Raw genomic sequence first — 22,993 nt, forward strand, 5'->3', positions numbered from 1 at the left:
CAACAGTCGGCCAGTAGGTCTTAACCTCACCGCGCGGTCGAGGGCAGGTCTCGTCGAACGGGATGTCTGCTGGGCTCCGTCGGCGCGAACCGATTTCATTGACATAACTTCTACCGCGACCGTTGACGGTCAATCGTCGTAGAGGTGCTGTGCAATGACCTGCCGATTGACCTCGTTGGTTCCCTCGTAGATCTGGGTTCCCTTAGCCTCGCGCATATACCGTTCAACTGGGTAATCCTTCGAGTAGCCGCGTGAGCCGTGGATCTGGACGGCTTCGGTGGTCACGTCCATCGCGACGTCCGTGGCGAACGTTTTAGCCATCGCCGCCTGCTGGCTGACTCGGTGACCGGCGTCTAGGTTCTGGGCGGCCCAGATCGTCAGCAGACGGGCTGCCTGAACGGAGGACGCCATGTCCGCGAGCTTGAACGAAACGCCCTGGAACTCACGGATCGGCTGACCGAACTGCTCGCGTTCGTCGGCGAACGCGATGCTCTCGTCCATCGCGCCTTGGGCGATACCGACGCCCTGTGAGGCAGCGCCGATACGTCCGATGTCGAGAGCGCTCATGATGTACTTGAATCCACGGCCTTCCTCACCAACAACGTTCTCGACCGGTACGCGCGCACCCTCGTACTTGATCTCGTTCTCGACCACGGCATCTCCCTCCATGCAGGGGATGTCCCGGACGAACTCAACGCCGTCGACCTCCTGGGGGTTGGGAATTCCGATGAGACTCACGTCACCGTGTTCTCCGTCGTTGTCGGTCCGTGCAACCACGATCAGGAAGTCGGCCACCTCGCCATGAGAGGTCCATACCTTGTGGCCGTCGATGACGTACTCGTCGCCGTCTCGCCGTGCGCTAGTTTCGAGGGCCGCCGCGTCGCTGCCGGCCTCAGGTTCAGTCAGCGAGAGCGCGGTCACCTGGCCCGTCTCGACGATTTCTCGGAGCCACTCCTCGCGTTGCCAATCCGCACCGAATTTCGCGAGGGACGTGCCGACCAGCGAGCAGGTAACCGAGACGATCCCAGCCGGAATCTTCCAGACGCGGGAGAGTTCCTCGACGGCGATCTGGAATGACCGGTTGTCGAGGCCTTCACCACCGTACTCCTCGGGGATCGTGATCCCGTACAGCCCGGCATCGACAAGGTCGTCGACCAAGTCGACCGGAAAACGCCCCTCGCGCTCGTGTTCCTCGACGACGGGACGAACCGTCTCATCGGCGAACTCTTGCACGCGCGTTCGAAACTCCTCGTGGTGCGGCTCCAGTCCAGGAAGACTCGTCATACTCGACTGACCGGTTATGCTGGGACATGCTTATACCTTGTCGTGCACCAATTCGGCCCGGGTTCGGTAGGTCTCGCCGGTCCCACTGATTGTCGTCCGGGCACACTTATGCGCGTGGAGTCCAGATACTCTGGACATGCGTGACGCATACCTCATCGGAACTGGGCAGAGTCCGTACGGCTCATACCCGAACGAGAGCTATCGATCGCTGTTCCAGACCGCCTACGAAGCGGCGACAGACAGCGTCGACAACGGCATTGACTCCGACGAGATCGACGAGGCGTTCGTCGGCATGATCAGCATCGGCGGGCGCCAGTTGGGTCTCTCCGCGCCGGCGGTCACCGAGCACGTCGGCCTGCATGGAATTCCGACGACCCGTGTCGAGAATGCCTGTGCGGCCAGCGGATCAGCGGTTCGTCATGCGGTTCAAGCAGTCCAATCGGGGATGGCCGATGTCGCCCTTGCTGGCGGCGTCGAGTCAATGACCGACCTCAGCAGCGACACGACTCGCTATTGGTTCGGCGTCTCTGGGGAGACTGAGTGGGAGCGCATGGCCGGGACCACGTTCTCCGGCGTCTACGCCCAGATCGCCAGTGCCCACATGGAGGCCTACGGAACGACCCGCGAGCAACTCTCCCAGGTCGCCGTCAAGAGCCACTCAAATGGAGCGAAGAATCCCAAGGCCCACCTCGGGTTCGAGTGTTCGCTCGAGCAGGCCGAGGGCGCGCCGACGATCGCAGATCCGTTAACGTTGTACCACTGTTGTCCGACGAGCGACGGAGCGGCCGCAGTCCTCGTCGCGAGCGAGGATGTCGCCGCCGAGTACACTGATCGACCGGTCAGGATCGCGGGTGTCGGGGCGGCCGGCGACGGCGTCGGACTCTTCCAGCGCGAGTCCTACACCAACCTCCCGGCGACGCGTAAGGCCGGTCAGCAGGCCTACAAGATGGCGGGGGTCGGCCCAGACGACGTTGACTTCGCCGAAGTGCACGACTGCTTCTCGATCGCTGAGATTCTCGCCTACGAGGACCTCGGCTTCTGTGAGCCTGGAGAGGGCGGGCAGTTGATCGCCGACGGCGTCACCACGCTGGAGGGCGATCTGCCTGTGAACACCTCTGGCGGTCTGAAATCGAAGGGTCACCCAATCGGCGCGACCGGTGCCGGCCAACTCGTCGAGGCGTTCGACCAACTTCGCGGCGAGGCTGATGACCGCCAGGTTGAGGACGCCAGATGCGGCCTGACACACAACGTCGGCGGGAGCGGTGGCGCGGCGGTAGTCCATGTCCTGGAATCACCCGAGGAAATGGAGGTGAGCGCATGAGCGACAATCCCGGAATCGCGGCTGTCGGTACGTATATCCCGTCGATCAGGCTCACTGCCGAGGCGGTCGATGAGGCCTGGAACCGTTTCGACGGCCCTGGAATTCAGCAGACGGCCGTCCCGGATGCCGACGAGGACACGCTTACGATGGCGGCGGCGGCCGCCCGGCGGGCGCTCGACGCAAGTGCCGTCGATGCTGGGGACGTCGCATCGGTTACGCTCGCGACGACCACGCCGCCACTGGAGGAGACGGATCTCTCGGTCCGACTCGCCGAGTTCCTCGCGCTCCCGGACGACGTTTCCCACGCGATGCGAACCCAGAGTACGAACGCGGGCATCGATGCCCTCGCTGAGGCGCACACGGACGACGGTCCGGCGCTCGTAGTCGCGAGCGACGCACCGCGGGGAGACCCGTCGAGCGCGATCGACCACGCTGCCGGCACCGGAGCGGCCGCGTTCGTCCTCACCGACGGCGGGGCCGCGGCGATCCGAGAGTCGTCGACCTACGCAACAGACTACCCCGGAACGCGCTTTCGGGAACCGGGCTCGCGAACCGTCGATTCCCTCGATATCGGAACCTACGAGCGGTCTGCGTACACGGACGTCATCGCCGGCGCGGTCGACGGTCTCGACGCCGATCCGGCTTCGTTCTCGGCGATCGCGCTCCAGGCACCGGACGGCAGGAGCCCCGGCCGCGCGGCTGGAGCGATCGGTGCTGATACGGACGCGGTGCAGAACTATGCGGTCGTCCACGATATCGGCGACGTCGGTGCGGCGAGCGTTCCGCTCTCCCTGGCAGCGGCGCTGGTCGATGACGCCGACGCGGTGTTGGCCGTCGGGCACGGAAGCGGCGCGACGGCGACTGCCCTGATCGTGGACCGGGAGGACACAATCCCCGGCTCGCCCGACTCGCTCGACTTGACGGGCAAGCGCACGGTCTCCTACAGCGAATACCTGCGGCTTCGCGGCGAGGTCACGCCCGGCGAACCGGCTGGCGGCGGCGCCTACGTGAGTGTTCCGTCGTGGAAGCGCTCGATCCCACAGCGATACCGGCTCGAGGCCGGTCGGTGTCCGTCCTGTGAGGCACTCAACTTCCTGCCAGACGGGGCCTGTCGCCGCTGTCACGAACTCGTTGAGTACGACTCCGTCCAGCTCGATCGCCGCGGGACCGTCGAGGCCGTCTCGGTCATCTCTCAAGGCGGTGCGCCACCCGAGTTCGCGGAGCTACAGGCTCGGTCGGGCGACTATGCGACTGCTATCGTCGCCTTCGACGGTCCAGACGGTGACACGGCGAGCGCACCGTTGCTCGTCACCGATACCGAACCGACGACCGTCGAGGTCGGTGACCGAGTCGAAGCCACGATCCGACAGATCTACACCCAAGAGGGCGTGACGCGGTACGGCGTGAAGGTGCGACCGATCGACTGATCAGCCAACCAGGATATCGACGGTCGATCGAACCGAACTTTATCTCGAAATGGATAGTTAAGAGCCCCAGTGGCGCGGCGGGCGTTGCCTCGAGCGTTTCTCTTTGTTTCGACTACTCCTGGTGATGTCTCGTCCGTGCGATCCGGGGGACGCCCTCGACAGTGATTGTCTCGCCCTGAATGTACTGGGCAGCTGGACTCGCGAGGAACTGTGCGACGCGTGCGATCTCGTCCGGGACGCCGATCTGGCGGTCGGTCTTCTCAAGGTCGATGTCGTCCACCGAGATCCCCATCTGACTCTCAACTCCCTCCGTGGCGATCAGGCCGGGGGCGATACAGTTGACCTGGATTCCGTACTCCGCCCATTCATAAGCCAGCGTTCGGGTGAGGTTGTTCATCCCGGCCTTCGAGGCGGCGTAGTGGGCCATGTCCGGGGCGCCGTCGCGACCCGCGACCGACGAGATGTTGATGATGGTCCCGTCGCCGGCCTCTCGCATATACTCGCCGACGACTTGGATGCAGTTGAACGTCCCGTTCAGGTTAATGTCGACGATGGTCGACCAGGCGTTCTGGCTGAACTCCTCGAACGGGGCTCGGAAGCTCGCGCCGGCGTTATTGACTAGCACGTCGATGCTCCCGAACTCCTCGATGGTCGCCTCCGCGACGCTCTCGACCATGTCCCAGTCGGTGATGTCACACTCGACCGCGAGCGCCTTGCCCGGCCGGTCGCTCTCGTTGATGCCGTCAGCGACCGCCTCGAGGTCGTCTACTGATCGTGCACAGACGACGACGTTCACGCCGTTGTCCGCGTACCGTTCGGCGATCGCTCGGCCGATGCCGCTCGATGCCCCGGTCACGATCGCTGCCTCGCCGTCGATGTCGAACTCAGTTCCTGCCATTGCTACGCCGGTGGTACGTAGAAGGCGCTTGTAAATCCGATTGGTTTCGAACTGATAGGACGGCGGCACTGACGGCGGGTTCGGATTACAGATCGTCCCCCACGAGCCTCGGTTTCGAGTCGAGTGTGAAACGGGAGCCGCCTGGGTCGGCGCGCCTGGTTACTGTTCGGTGGAGAAGATAGCCATCTGGTGGAATTGCCCGAGGTTGGCACCCCAGGAATGTGAGAGCCCCTTCTCGGCGCCCTCGATCTGGCGCTCGCCCGCCTCGCCCATCAGCTGCAAGACGACTTCCGAGTGGCGCGCGAGCGACGCACAGATCCCTGAGTTCGTCGTGAACGTCCCGCCGGAGGGGTTAACCGGAATGTCGCCGTCGACGTCGGTTACCCCCTCACGGACGAGGTGCTTGGCCTCCCCCTTCTCGCAGAATCCGAGCGCCTCGTACTCGATCATCTCGAACGGGATGTAGGGGTTGAACGTCTCCGCGACATCGAACTCCTCGCGCGGGTCCTCGATCCCGGCGTCTGCGTAGACCTCCTCTGAGAGTTCCTTCAGTTTCGGGAACCAGTCGTACGTCCGATACCCGCTCCAGAACGTGTTACTGGTGCTGCCGATCTCGTCGATCCAGACTGGGTTATCCCGGACCTCGTGGGCGACGTCCTCGCTCACGACGACCATCGCTGCGGCCCCGGAGGAGACAGGACAGGTCATCGCCCGACGGAGCGGCCAGCAGACCATCGGCGAATCGAGGATCTCCTCGACAGTCCGCTCTTCGTTCCGGTGGGCGTAGGGGTTCCGAGCGGCTGCACGGTAGTTCTTCGCCGCGACCTCGGCGAAGTCCTCTTCGGTCGCCCCCGAGATCTCCATGTACCCCGAACTCGGCAGCGCGCCCATCTGGATCGCCGTGACGAAGTTGCGCTCGAACAGCGGGTCGGCGTTCGTGTTCATCACGGGCTGGGCCTCGACGACCGAGTCGAACGACGGGGAGCCGTAGACAACCGCGACGTCGTACTTGCCGGAGGCAACGTACTCGTGGGCGACCTTGACGCCGCTCCCACCGGCCGTCCCACCGGTGTTGATGCTCAGGACGGGCACGTCGTCGCCCATTCCAAGCACCTCGAGCGTTCGCTCGACGCGGAAGGTCCCCTCGAAGCCGTCGACGGTACAGAACATCGTCGCGTCTACGTCGTCCGCCTCGATAGAGGCGTGATCGAGGGCATTGCTCACCGCGGTGAATGCCTGTTCCTCCTTTGACTGGGTCGAGTGGCGGTAGTCCGTGAAACTCTCGGGTTCGGAATACCCGACTCCGGCCACGGCGACGTCGCGACTCATGCTGCACCTCCTTCGAGGACCAACACGGCGTCCGTCCGACCCGGCTCGCCCAGGTGCATATCGTTGTCGGCGAGGAGAACTCGATCGGCGTCGACGTCTCCCAGCTCGCCTTCGATGACCTGCGAGGCGGCGATCGCCCGGTAAATACCGCCCGCGTTGGGCGGGCTGGTTGCCAGCGGTCCGCCCGAGAGATTCACCGGGAAGGAACCGCCGGCGGCGGTGACGCCGTCTTCGACCAGTGAGACGCTCGCTCCTTCCTCACAGAGGCCCAGCGCCTCGTAACTCGTCAACTCGAGGGTGGGCGAGTAGGCGGCGATCTCGGCGGCGTCGACGTCGTCGATGGAGACGCCGGCCTCATCGAACGCGGCCGCTGCGGCCTTCTCCAGCGTGGGCTGTTCGAGCCGTCGGCTCATCTCGCGGTACCAGTACCGGTCCGTGCTGAGACCGGTTCCGCTGATCCAGGAGCGGGCGTTGCCCTTCGCTTCGGCGACCTCTTCGCTGACGAGGACGCAGACCGCCGCCCCGAAGGAGTTCGGTCGGAGCATCAGTTCGGTGAGGGGCCCGACCACCCGCTCGGCGTCGAGGATCTCGTCGACCGAGTAGGCCTCTTGCCGGTGCGCGACGTCGTTTTCTGCCGCCGCTTCGTAGTTCTTCGCCGCCACGCGTGCAAGCTCGTCGACAGTGACGCCTCGTTCCTCCTGGTGGGCCGTCGCCAGTAGTCCGAAGGACTGGTCGTTGCTCTGCCCGAACGGCCGGTGGTACAGCGCCTCGTGAGACGTCCAGCTGAGCTTTCGGGGGTCTGCACGAACGGAATCCGTCGCGACGATCGAGACGATGTCCGCTTTCCCAGAGAGGATCTTCGCCGTCGCCTGGTGAATCGCGCTGCCGCCGCCGTTCTGGACACGCATGAAGGGCTTTCGGTAACCACCCGCGGCGGACACCCGCTGTCCGTCACTGATAGCGGCACCGTCGTAGGTGTCCTGTCCAGTATAGATGACCGAATCGAGCTCTTCGTGCGTCACGTCCGCGTTCTCGAGCGCGGCCATCGACGCCTCCAACATCATCTCCGTGTCGGAACGCTGGCCGGTGTCTCCCTCGAAGCCGTACGTTGCGTGACCGGCGATCGCTACTCTATCCATCTGTTTGTGCCTCCACTTGTTGGTTCTCGTTCATTGTGTGTTTTGGTATTCTGTCCGTGTTTAGCTGCGATACCGTTCGATGCGTGCTCATTCTACTGGTCGCCAGTGGCTGATGTCACGGATGTGGCCCTCGCGCTCGTCCGCCCAGACCGGTTCGACCTCGGTCCCCTTGTGGAGTTTCTCGACCAGTTCGTAGTGGTCGTCGTACTCGATGTCGTCAATAAAGTGTAACAGACAGATATCGGAGTCGTCGATCCGTATCGCTGCGGTGATGTACGGCGGTTCCGGGAGGTTCTCGAACTCGAAGAAACACGCCGTGTAACTCTCGACGATGCCGCGTTGTTCGACCTCTACCCACTCGTCAGTCTCGACGTAACACTCGACACAGACCGATTGTGGCGGGACGAACGTCGCACCACACTCGGGACACCGTTTCCCGAGGAGCTTCTTGTCTTCGATTGCGTCGAAGAATTTCCGATTGTCCTCGCCGATATTCAGCGAGAAGTCGAGGTCCCAGTGAAACGGATACTTATATTCTGGATTCACATCGCCAGTTTGAACTGATGGGTCTGGTTCGTCGGCCATATTGTCAAGTGACACCTCGGAGTCGATGTATAAAAAACTTCCCTCGGGCGATGTTCCAGGGACCTCAAGGGCGCTGTTGCGAATTCGCCGAGATCGGTGCATGATACGATGGACACTCGATTCGCCACGGTTGAACGTCAGTGAGCACGGCGTTGCTGGTGGATCGCCGGACCGTCGAGACAAACGGGTAGGAGCGATAGAACAGTCGGCCCGAGAACGAGGTAGTTACCGCAACTCGAAGGCGACGAACGACTCGTCACCGACACTACTCGCGGTGGCCGATACCAGTGCACCCGATTCCACCGTGTCGTCGTCCGGATCGATATTGAGGAGCCGACCGGTGAGCCTGACCGGGCCAAACTTGGCGACAGCGAGCACGTACGGGGCCGCCTCGGCGAACGCGGGTGCTGGAACCCTGATCGTCGTCATCGCGACGATCTCGCCGACGTCGGGCAGGGGCTGGCGCTCGAGGTCCGTCGCCCCGCAATCCGGACAGCCGTACCGCGGCGGCAGTGACGCGTGACCATTCATGCACTTGAGGTAGTAGCCCTTCCCGTCGGCCAGTGCATTGAGGAACGTGTCGAACGCCGTCTCGACGGATTCGTCGCTCATTCGACCACCTCCAAGACATGGACGACAGCACTCGCGACGGTCGCCCCCGCGTTGTGCGTGACGGCTGTCTCGGCGTCGGCCACGGCGTCGCTGTTGACGTGCTCGCCGCGGAGCAACTTCGTTAGTTCGACGAGCTGGGCTGCGCCAGTCGCCCCGACTGGATGACCCTTCGCTTTCAGGCCACCCGAGAGGTTCACCGGCAGGTCGCCGTCACGGGTTGTCTCGCCGTCGCGGGCGGCACGGTACCCAGTGCCCGGCTCGTAGAAGCCTAGGGATTCGATGGCGAGCACCTCTGCGATGGTGAAGCAGTCATGAACCTCGGCGACGTCGATGTCGTCAGGGCCGACGTTGGCGTCGGTGTAGGCGTCCTCGGCCGCCTGCTCCGCGGCCGGTGTCCGCGTCAGCGACTCGCGGCCCTGAAGCGAGAGGCTGTCGGTGCCCTGGCCGCTGCCGGTGACGGCAATGGACGCGTCAAGGTCGTTTGCCTCGGCATAGTCCTCGCCGGTCAGGACCAGCGCACTCGCCCCGTCGGTGATTGGGCTGGCATCGTAGAGCCCCACGGGGTCGGCGACCATGGGGGCCTCAAGCACGTCATCGATGTCGATGGCCTGCTGGTACTGAGCCAACTCGTTCTCGACGGCGTTGGCATGATTCTTCACGGCGATGTGGGCCAAGTCGGTCCGGTCGGCGTCGTGAGCCGCGAAGTAGGCGTCGGTCATCATGGCATAGGCACCGGGGAAGGTCAGGCCGGCCCGCCCCTCGTACAGTTCGTCTCCAGCGGTGGCGAGTGCCTCTGTGGTGCTCGCAGTCGATAGGTTCGTCATCCGTTCCATCCCACCGACGAGTATCACGTCCGCTTGCCCGGCACGGATTTTTGAAACCGCCTCACGTACAGCAACTCCGCTTGAGGCACATGCGCTCTCGAATCGTGTCGCCGGAGCGGTGACTCCGGCGGCGTCGGCCATCAACGGTCCATGGTGGTTCTGTTTCTCGGCAAATGCTCCCATGAAGTTCCCATAGAACAGTGCATCCACGTCGTCGCAAGGGACGCCGGCGTCGTCCAGCGCGACGCAACTGGCTTCGCCGAACAGTTCGCGCCCGGTCGTCTCGGGGTGGCTTCCGAACGGCGTCATTCCGACGCCCGCTATTCTCACAGCTGTCATTACTGTGGCTACCGATGAGCGTTGCTCATTCTTCAGCGTTCCGCATGGCCCTCCTATTGGACTTCCTATGGCGGTTGCACGGGGGGCAATCGACGATTCATCACTATTCCAGGTCGGACGAGAAGTCTTAACTTGGCGCGCCCGAATCAGGGAGATATGCTCGCACTCTCAGACGAACAGCGGCTGGTGGTATCTTCACTGGAACAACTCGCCGAGGAGGAGTTCGCTGACGACGCGTTCACTTGGGAGGGAGACTTGCCGACCGAGAACGTCGAATTGCTCGCCGAGCAGGGCTTCCTAGGAATCAACATAGCCGAGGAGTACGGCGGCGGCGGCATGTCCGAGTTTGAGGCCATGCTCAGTATCGAGGCTGTCGGTCGAATCTGTCCGGATACGGCCGAGTACCTATACAATCAGCAGATGGTTGCCCCACGCGCGATTGAGATGTTCGGCTCCGAGGCGGTCAAAGAACGGTATCTCCCCGGCGTCACCTCGGGAGAGAAGAGCATCGCAGTCGCCATCTCTGAACCAGAAGCCGGCTCGGATGTCGGTTCAATGTCAACAACGGTTGAGGAGGTCGACGACGACCTCGTGCTCAACGGCGAGAAGATCTGGGTCAGCCACGTTGAACATGCCAGCGCGGCCGTCGTCTGGGCGAAGTTCCCCGAGGGGCTTGGCTCGCTTGTACTCGATTTTGATGATCACGCTGACGGCATCGAGATTGCCCAGGACTACACGAACATGGCCGACCACGTACAGACACAGTTCTATATGGAGGACATCGTTATTCCCGAAGAGAACGTCCTCACCCGTGGCCCAGATGGGTTCAAGAATCAGCTCAAAGCGCTCAACTGGGAACGGCTAGGCAGCGCAACCCTCTCGAACGCCATCGCTGGCTGTGCGATCGACCATGCTCTCGACTACGCTGACCAGCGTGAACAGTTCGGCCAGTCCATCGGTGACTTCCAGGGCATCGAGTGGAAGCTTGCGGACATGGTGAAAGAACTCGAACAGTCGCGCGCCCTCACCTACCGCGCGGCGACCAACGCCCACGAGCAGGGCCGGATTCCGGACCGCCTCGACGCTTCACTCGCCAAACTCACCTCCGGCGAGATGGTGGAGTCCGTTGTCAGCGAGGCCCTCCAGATCCATGGCGCCAACGGCTACCAGCGGGAACATCCCCTCGAGTACCTCTACCGACTCGCCCGCGGCCGGCGGCTGGCCGCCGGCACCGACGAAATCCAAAAGAACACGATCGCGAGCGTCCTGAAGAAGGACGGCCGACCCTCCCTAACCTGAGTCGCTCGACGACTACTGGAATCGCTCGACATCTTCGTTTCATTCGAAGCCTGTCAGCTCCGCTCTCGACGTGGAACTACCGAGCGGTACATCCGTCCGTGCGCGCTCTCTGCTAGTCGAACACGGTTGTAACTCGCGGGACATCAGTAACAACTCAAGGGGCGATAGAACGATTCACCTGCCAGCTTCCGGTCCCGACACCAACGACGAACCGGGCTCGTCAGGAGTAGTCCCGGTCGTACTCGGGTTCACGCCGCTCGCTGAACGCGGCGATAGCCTCCTCGTGTTCCTCATCGTTCACGCATTCCCACTGATACTCGATCGCCCGCTCGCAGTACTCTTCGAACGACAGGGATGGGTCGATCAGTGCCTTCGTCTTCCGAACTGCGTGGGCGGGATTGTCGAGCAGTTCGTCGACCAGGTCGTACGCGCCGTCGAGCGGATCCTCGTCGACGTCGACAGCAAGGCCGAGGTCAAGGGCATCGTCGGAGGTGATGTCTCGGCCGGTCAGCAGGTACTCGCGGGCCTTCGACTCGCCGATGAGCTTCGGCAGGAGCCAGGCGCCGCCATCGCCGGGGACCAGACCGACCGTCACGAATCCCTGTCGCAGTTTCACATCGGGGCTGACCACGCGCAGGTCACACCCCAATGTGAAGTCGCAGCCAGCGCCGATCGCGGCCCCGGAGACGGCGGCGACTGTCGGCAGTTCGATCGAACGGAGCTGGCGAACCACGTTCTGGGCCTTCCAGAGGAACCCGGCATACTCCTCCTTCGATCCGTCGCTCCAGTCAGGCATCGAGCGTACGTCGGCGCCGGCACAGAACGCGTCGCCGGCACCCGTCAGAACGAGCGCGTAGACGCCGTCGTCCTCGTCGGCCCGACGGATGGCGTCGTTCAGTTCGTCAAGCGTCGTCTCTCGGAACGCGTTCTTGACGTCCGGGCGGTCGATCGTCAGCGTCGCGACGCCCTCGTCGACGGCATAGTCGATGTCGTCGTACATTTTCAAGCCTCCCACCAATTGCCACCAGTGTTCCAGACCGCGCGGCTCAATGGACTCTCGCCGGCAGCGTTCCTCAAGGGGCTCGTGCGTGTAGACATGCTTTCATACGTGGATTACGCGCTGGCAAAAGCGTTTTGCTCGATGATGTCGAGCGGCGTCCCAAGAGCCGTCCAGCCCCGTAGACGCTCAATCGAGGCGGAAGAGTCTGGCCGCGTTTTCGCCTAAGAGGGCGTCGATCTCGTCGTCAGTGAATCGCGGTCCGCTCTTCCGTTCGCCCAGCGCGCGGACATTATCGAGCCACTCCTCTTTGGGGTGCACCGGATCGAATGCCGGGTCGTCGGTTCCCCACAGAATCCGGTCGGACCCGACGGCGTCCATGAGTCGGCGGACTGCGGTGGCGAACTCCTCCGGGTGTTGTTTCGCACGTTCCTGCCACGCACTGATGTCGACGTGCAGCCCACAGTTGGGTTTGCTGTCAGCGATTGCGTAGAGATCGCGCCACCAGCCAAAGGACATGTGGGCGGCGATGATGTCGAGGTTCGGGAAGTCGGCCAATGCACGGTCGAGGTGGTTCGGATGGGAGCACTCGCTATACAGCGGGGCGAAGATCGGCCCGGTATCGGTGAGGACGATCTTGTCGTGATCTTGAACGACCTCGAGGAGTTCGTATGTTTCCTCGTCGTGGAGATAGAAGCCAGCCGTCGGATGGAGTTTAAGCCCGTCCATGTCCCAGTCGCCAAGAGCAGTGTCGATATGCTCGACGGCGTTCTCGCGTCGGGGATCGATCGTCGCGAGGACAGAGATGCGATCCGGGTTCTCGTCGCGGAAGTCGGCGATCGTTCGATTGACTTCCTCGATCGGCGTCTCCGGTTCACCGAGTGCCAGCCCGAAGTCGACGCCGAAGACGACTTGGTGGTCGATCCCGGCCTCGTCCATCCGCTGGAGCAACCTCTCGCCGGTCGGGTCCCAGTAGGTCGGGAGGTACGATTCACGGATCCGCTCGGGGTCAACGCTTTTGCCTTTCTTCTCGTTCTGCCTGACCGCGATATTCACGAAGGCCTCCCAGAACCGTTCCGGGAGCCAGTCTTCTGCCCAGAGGTGTGAGTGGACGTCAATGATCGATGCCATACCTGTCGTTGTGGCGAACGCACCGAATAACTTGCGGTGAGGCCACCTCGGCGGACCCCGCGGAGAACGCATCGGGTTTGCCGCCCGAATCGTCGATATCTTTTTAGCTCGATTGGTCAAATTCTGCCATATCGCATGTCATCCGACGATTCGAACGCACGACTCGCTGATCGAATGGAGATACAGGATCTCCGATACCGGTACTGCTATCTGATCGACGATGGCGAACTCGACGCACTCCCGGAACTGTTCACTGAGGATATCTCCCTCGACTACGGCGGGATGGGATCCTATGAGGGCCACGAGGGCGTCGCCGCCTTCGCTGATTTCGTCGAATCCGAACTCGAGCGTACCACACACTTGGTAACTAACTCGCTTATTGATATCGACGGCGAGCGGGCCACCGGTCGCCACTACGTCATCTCCTCGATCACCTATGCGGACGGCACCGGTGGCTGGCGGATCGGCCAGTATGACGACGAGTACCGCTGCGTCGACGGCGAGTGGTTGATCAGCGACGCTCAGATGCGATTCACCCACTCCATGGACTACGAGCCCGAGTCGGGGTGGCCGGACTTCACACCTCACCGCTGAGACTGTGGGTGGCGGCGAGAGAAACCTGACGCTGCTATCCACCGTTTCCGACAGAATCTCGGTCGACCGGGTCGCGGCGACGTCACGGCGTCGTCGCGGCTCGGACGAAGATCAGTCGTCGTCCCAGTCGTAGAAGCCCTGCCCGGTTTTGACGCCGTAGTCGCCCGCCCGAACCATCTTCTTGACGTTCTGCGGCGGCCGATACACCTCGTGGCCGAGTTCGTCGGCGAGGTATTCGCCGACCTCGACTCGAACGTCCCAGCCGTTGTGGTCGCCCAGCTTCAACGGACCGACGGGGAAGTTATATCCCATCTCCATCGCCGTGTCGATGTCCTCTGCCGAAGCGACGCCCTCCTGGACCATCCGGGCAGCTTCCATCCCGAGGACGAGGCCGAGCCGCGACGTGGCGAAGCCGGGATAATCCTCGACGAGGATCGACTCACGCCCGACGTCCTCGGCGAATTCCTCGACGCGCTCGATCGTCTCCTCGCTCGTGTGGTGGCCCGTGATCACCTCGAGCAGCTTCATTTTCACCGGCGGGTTGAAAAAGTGCGTTCCGATCACGCGCTCGGGTTCCTCGGTGACGCTCGCGATCTCCGTGACCGACAGCGACGAGGTGTTCGACCCGAGGATCACGTCGGAGTCGGTGTTGGCGTCGAGTTCCTCGAACACCGACTGCTTCAGGTCCATCTGCTCCGGGACGGCCTCGACGATGAACGTCGCGTCGGCGGTCAACCGATCGATTTCCGTTGTTCCCTCCAGCAGATCGAACGCCGCGTCGGCGTCGTCGATGATGTCGCGCTCGGCGGCCTCGTCGAGCCCCTCCCGTACGTGGGCGAGACCGTCCTCCACGAGGTCGTCCTCAATGTCACGAAGGACGACTTCGTATCCGTTCTGTACCGCGAGCTGTGCGATTCCACTGCCCATCGTACCGGCACCAACGATGCCGATGACACCTTCTGCCATACAGATCCAATACGCGATAATCGTAATAAGACTGGTGATCGCCCCACCGCCTGGAACGCCGTATGCATGCCGTCGCGAGTTGGTCGAGGCACGAGCACGTTGTGGACCCGAGGTAACGGGTGTTCGGACGCTTGCCGGATCGCTCTTTCCCGCCAGATCGACCGATCGTTTAATTAGGTGAACTTCGTTTATGCGAACGAACCGCATGGATATCGACGAACTGGAAGGCCAACCGTTGCCCGACGGAACGTTCACCGTCGAGAGCTGGAAAGCATTCCTCTGGGCAGACGCCACGCGAAACGACGAGGACGCGTATCGCTACCCCGAGCAGGGCGAGGAACTCGGCGCCGACGGACAACTCGTCCCGCCGTCGCTGTGTCAACATATCGCCTTCGAGGCGAGCGGTGGAATCGATGAGACGCTCGGACGTGTCAGCGATAACTGGGCGTCAGGCGCCGCACTGGGCGGGCTCCGTACGAATCTGCACGCGCCGATCGTCGTCGACGAACCGCTCCAAGTGAGCGGCGAGATCGCTTCGGTCGAGCAGAAGGACGGCTCTTCGGGGCGACTCAGCATCATCACGTTCGACTACGAGGTGACCGACAGCGCGGACGAACCGGTATACGACATGGAAGCAGATCTCATTTTACTGGGCCAATGACAGGGGAAACGCTCTCGGAAGGCGATTCCATTCCACCGAAGACGATCGACGAGGTACGGGAATCGGACACGAAGCTACTGGCGGCGATCTTACAGGACCCGTACCCGCCACACTTCAACCCGAAACGGGCCGACGAACTCGGCTACCCTGACCTACTCCACCAGGGTCCGGCGAACCTCTCGTACCTCCTGCAGGCGGTGACGGCAGCCCTCGAATCGCCTACGGATGTCCGGTCGTTCGATGTCCGGTACGACGACATGGTGTTCGTCGGACAGACCGTCAGAGCGACCGCAACGGTCGAGGAGACTCGCGTCGAAAACGGGGAGGGCGTCGTCACGTTCGCCGTCGCCCTCGAGAACGACGAGGGCGATGTTGCCGTCGGCGGAACGGTGGAGGCGGCCGTTCCGCTCGACCGGATCGACGCGGATTGATCCGGTCGGCCGAATCGAAATCGGACTGGCCGCGCTCTTCACTGGCTCGCTCCCTCGTGATCCGGCTCGCCGACGAGCGTTGGTTATATGTATCACAGACGTATTTAATGACCTGATGGAGACATACGAGGACTACGACAGCTTCGACCTTGAGTGGGAGGACCAGGAAGACTGGTTGTTGCCACAGGTGCTCGAGCATCAGGCCGAGGCGCGCGCCGACGAGACGTTCCTGCAGTGGGAGACGACCGACCGCACCGTGACGTTCGCCGAGACGAACCGGATCGTGAACCGACTCGCGCACGGATTCACGGAGTGGGGCGTCGAGAAGGGCGATCACGTCCTCATCATGGCCCCGAACTCCCTCGAGTACCTGTACATTTGGTTCGCCCTAAGCAAACTTGGGGCGGTCGAAGTGCCGGTCAACACGAGTTACAAGCGCGATACGCTGGCCCACGTCGCGAACATCTCCGAATCGACGTACGGATTCTTCGCCGAGGAATACGTCGAGCGCGTTGCGGAGATCGAAGACGACTTCGACCATCTGGAAGCGATCGCAATCCTGGGCGAGGACGACGAACCGGAGACGGACGTTGATCTCGATCTCGACGTCAGATCCTACGAGAGCCTCGAGTCCGACGACGAGTCGAACCCCGACACGGACATCGCCTACCATGATATTGCCTCGATCATCATGACCTCGGGGACGACGGGCCCCTCGAAAGCCATCCAGAAGACCTACTCTCACCAGTACTTTTTTGCCGAGCAGTGTGTGAACCTGACGCAACTCAGCGACGACGACGTCTACATGACCGGAAACCCGCTCTTTCACAGTAACGGCCAGGTACTCGTCGTCTTCCCAGCGTTGATCGCCGGCGCCAAACTCTGTCTCTTCGAGAAGTTCAGCGCTTCTGGGTGGGTCGACCGGCTTCACGAGACCGGAGCGACGGTCTGTAACTTCCTCGGATCGATGATGGACTTTGTCTACCAGCAGCCGGAGCGCAACGTCGACGACCAAAACGATCTTCGCTGTCTGTTCGCCGCGCCCACCGCCTACGGCATCCAGAAGGAGTTCGAGGAGCGCTACGGTATCGAGTACACGACCGAGGTGATCGGCACCACCGAGACCTGCATGCCGGTCATGGCGCCATACGGCGTCGACCGACCCGAGGGGGCCGCTGGACTCCTCCTCTCGGAGTACTATGACGTCCAGCTGGTCGACCCGGAGACCGACCAACCCGTTGATACCGGCGAAATGGGCGAGTACGCGATTCGGCCGAGGATCCCGTGGATTATGACGCCCGGCTACCTCGGCATGCCTGAGAAGACTGTGGATGCGCTGCGAAACGGCTGGTTCCACACCGGCGATGGGCTGCGCCGCGACGAGGACGGCTGGTTCTACTTCGTCGACCGGATGGGCGACACACTTCGTCGACGTGGAGAGAACATCTCGACCTATGAGGTCGAACAGCCAATCATCGACCACCCAGCTGTCGACGCCTGTGCGGTCGTCGGCGAGGACGCGACTGAGGAGGGGGGCGAGGATGAGGTCAAGGCGTGGGTCGTCACCAAGGAGGGAGAATCCGTGACGCCTGCAGAACTCATCGAGTGGTGTGATGACCGTATGCCGTATTTCATGATCCCGAGGTTCCTCGAATTCGTCGAAGAGTTGCCGACGACTGAGAACGAGAAGATCCAGAAGGCAAAGCTGCGCGAGTGGGGCAACTCCACGGACACGTGGGATCGAATGGAGTCGGACGTCACCATTACCAAGGAGTAGCACTCGGCGTCTCCGTCACGACGACCGACTCACGGTCATCTTCTTCGCTGCTAGTCATCGAGTGAGCTTACGCGCCGGTACGAGTTTTTATATAGTCGGTCGACCAAACATGTACCGACATCGACCCATGATACCACTTCACTCCCTCCGATCGAGCGCGATCGACCCTGTACCATTCCAATCATGACGCTGTACGACCTGTACCCCGACGAGACGTTCGAACAGCTCCAAAACCAGCTCGACCGCATCGCGTCGATCGACCTCTACGAGGATCACTACGCCAATGCCGACGTCGATCCGACGGCGATCGAGTCTTGGGAGGAATTTCGGAATCTCCCGTTCACGACCACTGACGACCTGCTCGCGGACCTCGAGGAGAACGGTCCCGAGGGGTCGCTCCACGTCGAGGGCTCGATGATCACGTTCACACCGGCGAAAGATCAGCAGCTGCCAGTCTACGAGACGCCTTACGACCTTGAGCAGCTCAGTGCGATTCACGAGACCGTCTTCGAGCGTCTGGGAATCGAACCCGGCGACCGGGCGGTCATCACCTTTGGGTACCACGGCTTCGGTACCGGATTCCTCTTGCACCGCACGCTGGAAAACTACGGTTGTGAGGTTATCCCGTCGGGACCGGGCGACTCCGAGGAGACCGCCCAGCTCATCGACGACTTCGAAGTCGACGTGCTCTGGGGAAACCCGAGTTTCGCCCTCGAGATCGCCGAACACGGCGGCGACTCGCTCGATGTGTTTCTCGGCGGCGGCGAACCGTTTACCAGCGTCCCAGGTCGTCGCGAGCAGGTGCACGAAGCTTTCGGCGATCTCGAGTGTGCGGTCGACGTCTTCGGCCTCCGTCAGGCCTGGCCGGTTTCGCTCGAGTGTGCCGGCGAGGCAGGGCTCCACGTTGTTGACGATTACATGCTCGTCGAGATCATCGATCCGGAGACCGGCGAGGTCCTCGAACCAGGGGAACGCGGCGAGGTCGTCCTCACGCATCTCGATCGCGAGGGCACCCCGCTCGTCCGATATCGCACAGGCGACCTCAGCGTCCTCGACAAATCTGCCTGCGACCACTGCGGCGCGACAGTCACGATGCCCCGCGGCGTCTTCGGGCGCACCGACGAGCGCCACAAAGTAAAGGGGATGAAGCTCTACCCCGAGGGCGTCGCGCTCGTGCTCGCCGGCTTCCCGGACCTCTCGATGAACCACCGGATCGAGATCGATCGCGATGGCAACACCGACGAACTCACTGTCGTCGTCGAAGGAGAGGCCGACCGAGAGGAACTCCACGAGGAGCTCACCGCCCAGCTGCAGATCCAACCCGACCATATCGAGTTTGTCGACGAGCTTGAGGAGGGTCCAACGGTCGTCGATAGCCGGTACTAAACGTCGAATCCACCTCTCACCCCATACAGACACTGACACCAATGGCATCCAACGCGAACCCGACCGCCATTCGTATCGATCCAAGCCAGATTTCCGCAGAGACAACCGTCCGCCACGTCGACGAACTCACGGACTCCGAACGTGAGCTTCTGCTGGAACTCCTCGACGAGCACGCCTCTGCCGTGCCCGCAGATCCACCGGTGATCGGGCCGCCGTTGGCGGAGGTCGTTGTCAAGTTCGACGACTACTATTACATTTCGACCGCCGAGTGACCGAGTTAGTCCGATCGCGTTCCGGTCGACACACTCCGATATCATTCGGGTCTCATTGACTACACCACCCGACGGAAAACTGAACTCGGCCAGTCGACTACGATCGGCCGGGGTTTCGCCCGCGGTTCTCGCACCGTCGTCGACCGTCACTGACCCCGAAACTCGGGATCGCGGTCGTCTTCGAACGCGGCCATCCCTTCGATTACGTCGTCCGTCGACGTGAGCGCGCCGAACGCCTGGGTCTCCAGTTCGAGGCCGGCCTCGACGTCGTGGCGGCCGAGGTCCATCGCAGTCTTGGTGAACGCTTGGGCGATCGGGGCCTTCGCGGCGATCATGTCGGCCAGTTCCACGGCACGGTCGATGGCCGCCGTATCGTCGACCAGTTCATTGACAAAGCCGTACTCAACCATGGCCTCAGCGTCGAAAATCTCGGCGGTGAAGATGACCTCCTTCGCGCGGCTCGCGCCGATCAGCCACTGCAACCGCTGAGTACCTCCCCAACCGGGTAACAGACCAAGGTCGTGCTCGGGCTGTCCGAAGCGGCTGGATGCGCTCGCGATGCGGATGTCGGCACAGGTCGCCAATTCCATTCCGCCACCCAGGCAGTGGCCGTCGATCGCCGCGACGACCGGCAGCGTCGTTGATTCGAGACGACCAAAGACGCGCTGTCCCATTCGGGCCGTCTCGATCATCTCCACTTGCGTGGCGTCGGTGTCGACGATCTTGTCGACCTGCGCACCGCCGGAGAACGCCCGGTCACCCCGACCGGAGATGACCAGTGCTCGGGCGTCACTCTCCTCGACGCGGTCGATCGCGGCGTCGAGTTCTTCGAGCACGGTCGGATTGATGGTGTTCAGGCGGTCGGGTCGGTCGATCACGATGTGGACGACTCGCTCGGTTGGGTGTTCGATCGCGATCGTTTCAAAGTCTCCACCGTCGCGGAACGTGCCGACCGCCGCCCGCTCGCGGAGATACGCGGCCGGGACATAGCGGGCGTGCCCGCTCAATGTCAGGGCGGTCTCGAGCACCGTCCCAAGCGTGTCGACACCATAGTCGTCAGCGAGCGCGACTGGACCGGTCGGGAAGCCGCCACCGAGTTCGACGGCTTCGTCGATGGTGTCCGCGTCCGCGACGTCGCCGCCGACGAGCTTCGCGGCTTCGTTGGCCATCACCGCGGCAAGCCGGCGGGCGACGGATTCGTCTGCCGCCTCCGCCTGGTAGTCGGCGCCGTCGCCGTCGTAGTCGTAGAATCCCGCCCCCGACTTCTTGCCGACGTCGCCCGCTTCGACCTGTTCGAGCAGGAGCGGACTCGGCTCGTAGGCGTCGCCGAGCACGTCGTGGAGGTGCTCGAGGACGTCGAGGATTACGTCTACGCCGATCTGGTCGGCGAGTTCGAACGGCCCCATCGGCAGTCCCAGTTCCTCGGTCGCACTGGCGTCAACCTCGCGAATCGTCGAGACGCCCTCGTGGGCGAGCCACGCTGCCTCGCTTAACAGCGGGACGAGGATGCGGTTGACGACGAAACCCGGCTCGTCCTTCGAGACGAGTACGGGCGTCTTCTCGATGGATTCGACGAACTCGATCGCCGCCTCGCGGGTCTCCTCATTGGTCGCTTCGCCCATGATGACCTCGACGAGTTCCATCCGTACCGGCGGATTGAAAAAGTGCAGTCCGCAGACCTGCGACGGCCGTTCGGTGTTGGTTGCGAGTTCCGTGATCGAGAGGCTCGAGGTGTTCGAGGCGAAGATTCCCTCGTCGAGGGCGTGTTCCTCCAGGTCGGCGTACACCGCCTCCTTAATCTCGATTCGCTCGGGGACCGCTTCGATGACGATGTCGGCGTCGGCGACGGCGGCGTCCATCTCGACGACTGGTTCGATGCGGTCGAGCGTCTCCTTGGCAGTCGTCTTCTCGATGCGGCCGCTTTCGACGAGCTTCTCGAGGCTCCACTCGATCTGTTCGTAACCGCGGTTAACGTACTCCTGTTCGACGTCGCGCAGCGTGACGTCGTAGCCGGCCATCGCCGTCACCTGGGCGATGCCGTGTCCCATACTCCCTGCGCCGAGAACGCTGACGGTATCGATCGCTGTCGATTCCATATCATCCCCTATCTCCGAACGTACCTCAATCTTCAGGGTTTGACTTGGGGGTAGGATGTCGCGACATCAGCCATCGGTTCAATCGTCGGTACCGTAGTTTGCGTCGCAGTCGTCGCCTGTCGACGTCACTCGTCGATCGGTCGACAATCGAATCCGGTGGGATCGACAAACAGTGTGGCGGTGTCCATTCGCGTCGCACAGTGGCCGTCGTCGTTCAGTTCGTTTAGACGTGCTCGCGGAGGTACTCATCGACCGACATGGTGTTCTCCCCCGCGTGGACGATCGCGGTGACGATATCCTCCGGACTCACCTCGGGTATCTCGAAGTCAGGGCGGTCGAAGACCGCGGAGACGGCCTCGAGAAGCGCATCGCGGTCGGAGACGTCGACGCCACGGATCGTGTCGTCGAGAAGTTGCGGCGCGCCGTTGTTCGTGACCGTCGGATGAGGCCGGACGAAGAAGTCGCCGGTGATGAGCGCGTCCTCGATCGTGTCGTCTTCAAGGATCAGGCTTGCCTTGATCAACTTGCGCGATTTGTACGCAGCGACGCCGACCGTGGCGTCGGCGGGCTGCTTGCGGCACATCCGCGAGGTCGCCCGGCGGTTCACCCAGGTGTCGCTCTCGTAGAACGGCGTCGTCGCCTCGACGTACTCTAGGACCGACTCCGGCGATACTTCCTTGATCGCTGCCGGTTCATCGAGGATCGCATCGACGTTCCGTTCGATGAGTTCATCCAGGAACTCCGTCTTGCTCACCTCCTCGCCGAACTGGTCGAACTGCTTCGAGAGCGGCTTCATCCGGCCGGTGACGGTCTTCTCGTCCTTGTCCTCGAACTTCTCCGGGGGAACCCGGACGGCGGCATCGAGCACATCGCCGACTTCTTCCTGCAGTTCGCCCCAGATGACACTAACCGTGATCGCCCACAGATCCGTCCCGTGGAACTGGACGGGTGCGTTGGCGACTGCCTTGAACTGCTTGTCGTCGACGACGTACTTGACGTCGCCGATGTGGTCGTAGACGGCGTCGACGCCGTACGATTCGACGCCCTCGACGATCGCCTCGCCGCTCGTTCGCGACAGCAGGTCGAGCGAGATCTCGCGGTCACCCGCGTCGAACCACAGCGTGAACAGCGCGATGGTCGGCCCGTAGACGCCGACGGAACCGCCGTAACCGTACCGCCGGCTGACGTGAAAGTCCATGTCCCTCGCGACGTCGGTTTTCATCATGTCGCCGTCCTCGTGGGCACCGATGCTGATCGAACCGGGCTCTTCCGGCCAGTCGAGGACCGCGACCGTCGGCTCGAACGCCCCGTCGTAGTACTCCTCGACCATCGCCTCGTCGAGCGCCGCCCAGTTACCGATAGTGGGCTCGTCGATGACTAGTTTCCTGACCATGTCACAGGCACACTCACCGGCCGCAATAAGCCTTCTTGTGGTCCTCCATAGGCGAGCTTCGATCCAGCGTCTTGCGAGTTCTGCGAACCGATCCGTCCGCTTGAAATTGGTCCGTCATGTCTTCCGTGATCGTCGCACTCCCAAGTATTCAGGCCGCCGTTGTGCTTCCGTACGGTCCAGCCAGTGTGCGCGTCGGACGGCTCGTGTATCCGCTCACAGCGGTCGACAGACC

The 22,993-nt window shown here is 62.6% G+C and carries 21 protein-coding genes; 9 read left to right on the top strand and 12 right to left on the bottom strand.

Going from position 1 to position 22,993, the window contains the following annotated elements; translation table 11 throughout:
- Nucleotides 1-129 precede the first annotated feature (129 nt).
- On the bottom strand, nucleotides 130-1,284 hold the full coding sequence (locus tag MUG98_RS10520; protein WP_265112073.1) for an acyl-CoA dehydrogenase family protein: 1,155 nt from the start codon (nucleotides 1,282-1,284) through the stop codon (nucleotides 130-132).
- A gap of 136 nt (nucleotides 1,285-1,420) precedes the next feature.
- Here MUG98_RS10520 and MUG98_RS10525 point away from each other — a divergent pair, with 136 nt between their 5' ends.
- Both MUG98_RS10525 and MUG98_RS10530 read left to right on the top strand, forming a co-directional pair.
- Nucleotides 1,421-2,605: a thiolase domain-containing protein gene (locus MUG98_RS10525; protein ID WP_265112074.1), complete on the top strand. Its 1,185-nt coding sequence runs from the start codon at nucleotides 1,421-1,423 to the stop codon at nucleotides 2,603-2,605.
- Nucleotides 2,602-4,032, top strand: coding sequence for a zinc ribbon domain-containing protein (locus MUG98_RS10530; RefSeq protein WP_265112075.1), 1,431 nt, complete (start codon nucleotides 2,602-2,604; stop codon nucleotides 4,030-4,032). Before MUG98_RS10525 ends, MUG98_RS10530 begins: the two co-directional genes overlap by 4 nt.
- 112 nt (nucleotides 4,033-4,144) lie before the next feature.
- On the opposite strand, the gene MUG98_RS10535 is transcribed toward MUG98_RS10530, so the two are convergent.
- From MUG98_RS10535 to MUG98_RS10560, 6 genes are all read right to left on the bottom strand, one after another.
- On the bottom strand, nucleotides 4,145-4,930 hold the full coding sequence (locus tag MUG98_RS10535; RefSeq protein WP_265112076.1) for an SDR family NAD(P)-dependent oxidoreductase: 786 nt from the start codon (nucleotides 4,928-4,930) through the stop codon (nucleotides 4,145-4,147).
- A gap of 159 nt (nucleotides 4,931-5,089) precedes the next feature.
- Nucleotides 5,090-6,259: a thiolase family protein gene (locus MUG98_RS10540; RefSeq protein ID WP_265112077.1), complete on the bottom strand. Its 1,170-nt coding sequence runs from the start codon at nucleotides 6,257-6,259 to the stop codon at nucleotides 5,090-5,092.
- Nucleotides 6,256-7,398 (bottom strand): thiolase family protein, encoded by a 1,143-nt coding sequence (locus MUG98_RS10545; protein ID WP_265112078.1) that lies wholly within the window; start codon nucleotides 7,396-7,398, stop codon nucleotides 6,256-6,258. Before MUG98_RS10545 ends, MUG98_RS10540 begins: the two co-directional genes overlap by 4 nt.
- Nucleotides 7,399-7,485: 87 nt before the next feature.
- Nucleotides 7,486-7,983 carry a Zn-ribbon domain-containing OB-fold protein gene (locus MUG98_RS10550; protein WP_265112079.1) on the bottom strand — a complete coding sequence of 166 codons (498 nt, stop codon included), beginning with the start codon at nucleotides 7,981-7,983 and terminating at the stop codon, nucleotides 7,486-7,488.
- 225 nt (nucleotides 7,984-8,208) lie between these two features.
- Nucleotides 8,209-8,595, bottom strand: coding sequence for a Zn-ribbon domain-containing OB-fold protein (locus MUG98_RS10555; protein WP_265112080.1), 387 nt, complete (start codon nucleotides 8,593-8,595; stop codon nucleotides 8,209-8,211).
- A complete protein-coding gene (locus MUG98_RS10560) occupies nucleotides 8,592-9,758 on the bottom strand; it encodes a thiolase domain-containing protein (protein ID WP_265112081.1) in 1,167 nt (388 codons plus the stop codon). Before MUG98_RS10560 ends, MUG98_RS10555 begins: the two co-directional genes overlap by 4 nt.
- Before the next feature lie 156 nt (nucleotides 9,759-9,914).
- On the opposite strand from MUG98_RS10560, the gene MUG98_RS10565 reads away from it, so the two are divergent.
- The gene (locus MUG98_RS10565) at nucleotides 9,915-11,057 is read left to right on the top strand and encodes an acyl-CoA dehydrogenase family protein (protein WP_265112082.1); all 1,143 of its coding nucleotides are present in this window, start codon (nucleotides 9,915-9,917) and stop codon (nucleotides 11,055-11,057) included.
- Nucleotides 11,058-11,277: 220 nt separating this feature from the next.
- Here MUG98_RS10565 and MUG98_RS10570 read toward each other — a convergent pair whose 3' ends face one another.
- Nucleotides 11,278-12,057 carry an enoyl-CoA hydratase/isomerase family protein gene (locus tag MUG98_RS10570; RefSeq protein WP_265112083.1) on the bottom strand — a complete coding sequence of 260 codons (780 nt, stop codon included), beginning with the start codon at nucleotides 12,055-12,057 and terminating at the stop codon, nucleotides 11,278-11,280.
- 186 nt (nucleotides 12,058-12,243) lie between these two features.
- On the bottom strand, nucleotides 12,244-13,185 hold the full coding sequence (locus MUG98_RS10575) for an amidohydrolase family protein (RefSeq protein ID WP_265112084.1): 942 nt from the start codon (nucleotides 13,183-13,185) through the stop codon (nucleotides 12,244-12,246).
- A gap of 135 nt (nucleotides 13,186-13,320) precedes the next feature.
- Between MUG98_RS10575 and MUG98_RS10580 the strand changes: the two genes are divergently transcribed.
- Nucleotides 13,321-13,779, top strand: a complete 459-nt coding sequence (locus tag MUG98_RS10580) for a nuclear transport factor 2 family protein (protein ID WP_265112085.1) — start codon at nucleotides 13,321-13,323, stop codon at nucleotides 13,777-13,779.
- A 111-nt stretch (nucleotides 13,780-13,890) separates the two neighbouring features.
- Here the strand turns inward: MUG98_RS10580 and MUG98_RS10585 are convergent, their stop codons facing one another.
- Nucleotides 13,891-14,745, bottom strand: a complete 855-nt coding sequence (locus MUG98_RS10585; protein WP_265112086.1) for a 3-hydroxyacyl-CoA dehydrogenase family protein — start codon at nucleotides 14,743-14,745, stop codon at nucleotides 13,891-13,893.
- Between the two features lie 190 nt (nucleotides 14,746-14,935).
- Here MUG98_RS10585 and MUG98_RS10590 point away from each other — a divergent pair, with 190 nt between their 5' ends.
- The 5 genes from MUG98_RS10590 to MUG98_RS10610 all read left to right on the top strand — a co-directional run bounded on the left by MUG98_RS10590 (nucleotide 14,936) and on the right by MUG98_RS10610 (nucleotide 19,272).
- Nucleotides 14,936-15,406 (top strand): MaoC family dehydratase N-terminal domain-containing protein, encoded by a 471-nt coding sequence (locus tag MUG98_RS10590; RefSeq protein ID WP_265112087.1) that lies wholly within the window; start codon nucleotides 14,936-14,938, stop codon nucleotides 15,404-15,406.
- Nucleotides 15,403-15,837, top strand: a complete 435-nt coding sequence (locus MUG98_RS10595) for a MaoC family dehydratase (RefSeq protein ID WP_265112088.1) — start codon at nucleotides 15,403-15,405, stop codon at nucleotides 15,835-15,837. The genes MUG98_RS10590 and MUG98_RS10595 overlap by 4 nt, the downstream gene beginning before the upstream one ends.
- Complete coding sequence (locus MUG98_RS10600; RefSeq protein ID WP_265112089.1) at nucleotides 15,776-17,614, top strand: AMP-binding protein; 1,839 nt, start codon at nucleotides 15,776-15,778, stop codon at nucleotides 17,612-17,614. Before MUG98_RS10595 ends, MUG98_RS10600 begins: the two co-directional genes overlap by 62 nt.
- 183 nt (nucleotides 17,615-17,797) lie before the next feature.
- Nucleotides 17,798-19,000 carry a phenylacetate--CoA ligase family protein gene (locus tag MUG98_RS10605; protein WP_265112090.1) on the top strand — a complete coding sequence of 401 codons (1,203 nt, stop codon included), beginning with the start codon at nucleotides 17,798-17,800 and terminating at the stop codon, nucleotides 18,998-19,000.
- Between the two features lie 41 nt (nucleotides 19,001-19,041).
- Nucleotides 19,042-19,272 carry a DUF7979 domain-containing protein gene (locus MUG98_RS10610; protein ID WP_265112091.1) on the top strand — a complete coding sequence of 77 codons (231 nt, stop codon included), beginning with the start codon at nucleotides 19,042-19,044 and terminating at the stop codon, nucleotides 19,270-19,272.
- 146 nt (nucleotides 19,273-19,418) lie between these two features.
- Here MUG98_RS10610 and MUG98_RS10615 read toward each other — a convergent pair whose 3' ends face one another.
- Complete coding sequence (locus MUG98_RS10615; RefSeq protein ID WP_265112092.1) at nucleotides 19,419-21,368, bottom strand: 3-hydroxyacyl-CoA dehydrogenase/enoyl-CoA hydratase family protein; 1,950 nt, start codon at nucleotides 21,366-21,368, stop codon at nucleotides 19,419-19,421.
- A gap of 223 nt (nucleotides 21,369-21,591) precedes the next feature.
- Nucleotides 21,592-22,761, bottom strand: a complete 1,170-nt coding sequence (locus MUG98_RS10620) for a hypothetical protein (protein ID WP_265112093.1) — start codon at nucleotides 22,759-22,761, stop codon at nucleotides 21,592-21,594.
- Nucleotides 22,762-22,993: the final 232 nt, after the last annotated feature.

This window comes from Halosolutus halophilus, from assembly GCF_022869805.1.
GTDB lineage: Archaea > Halobacteriota > Halobacteria > Halobacteriales > Natrialbaceae > Halosolutus > Halosolutus halophilus.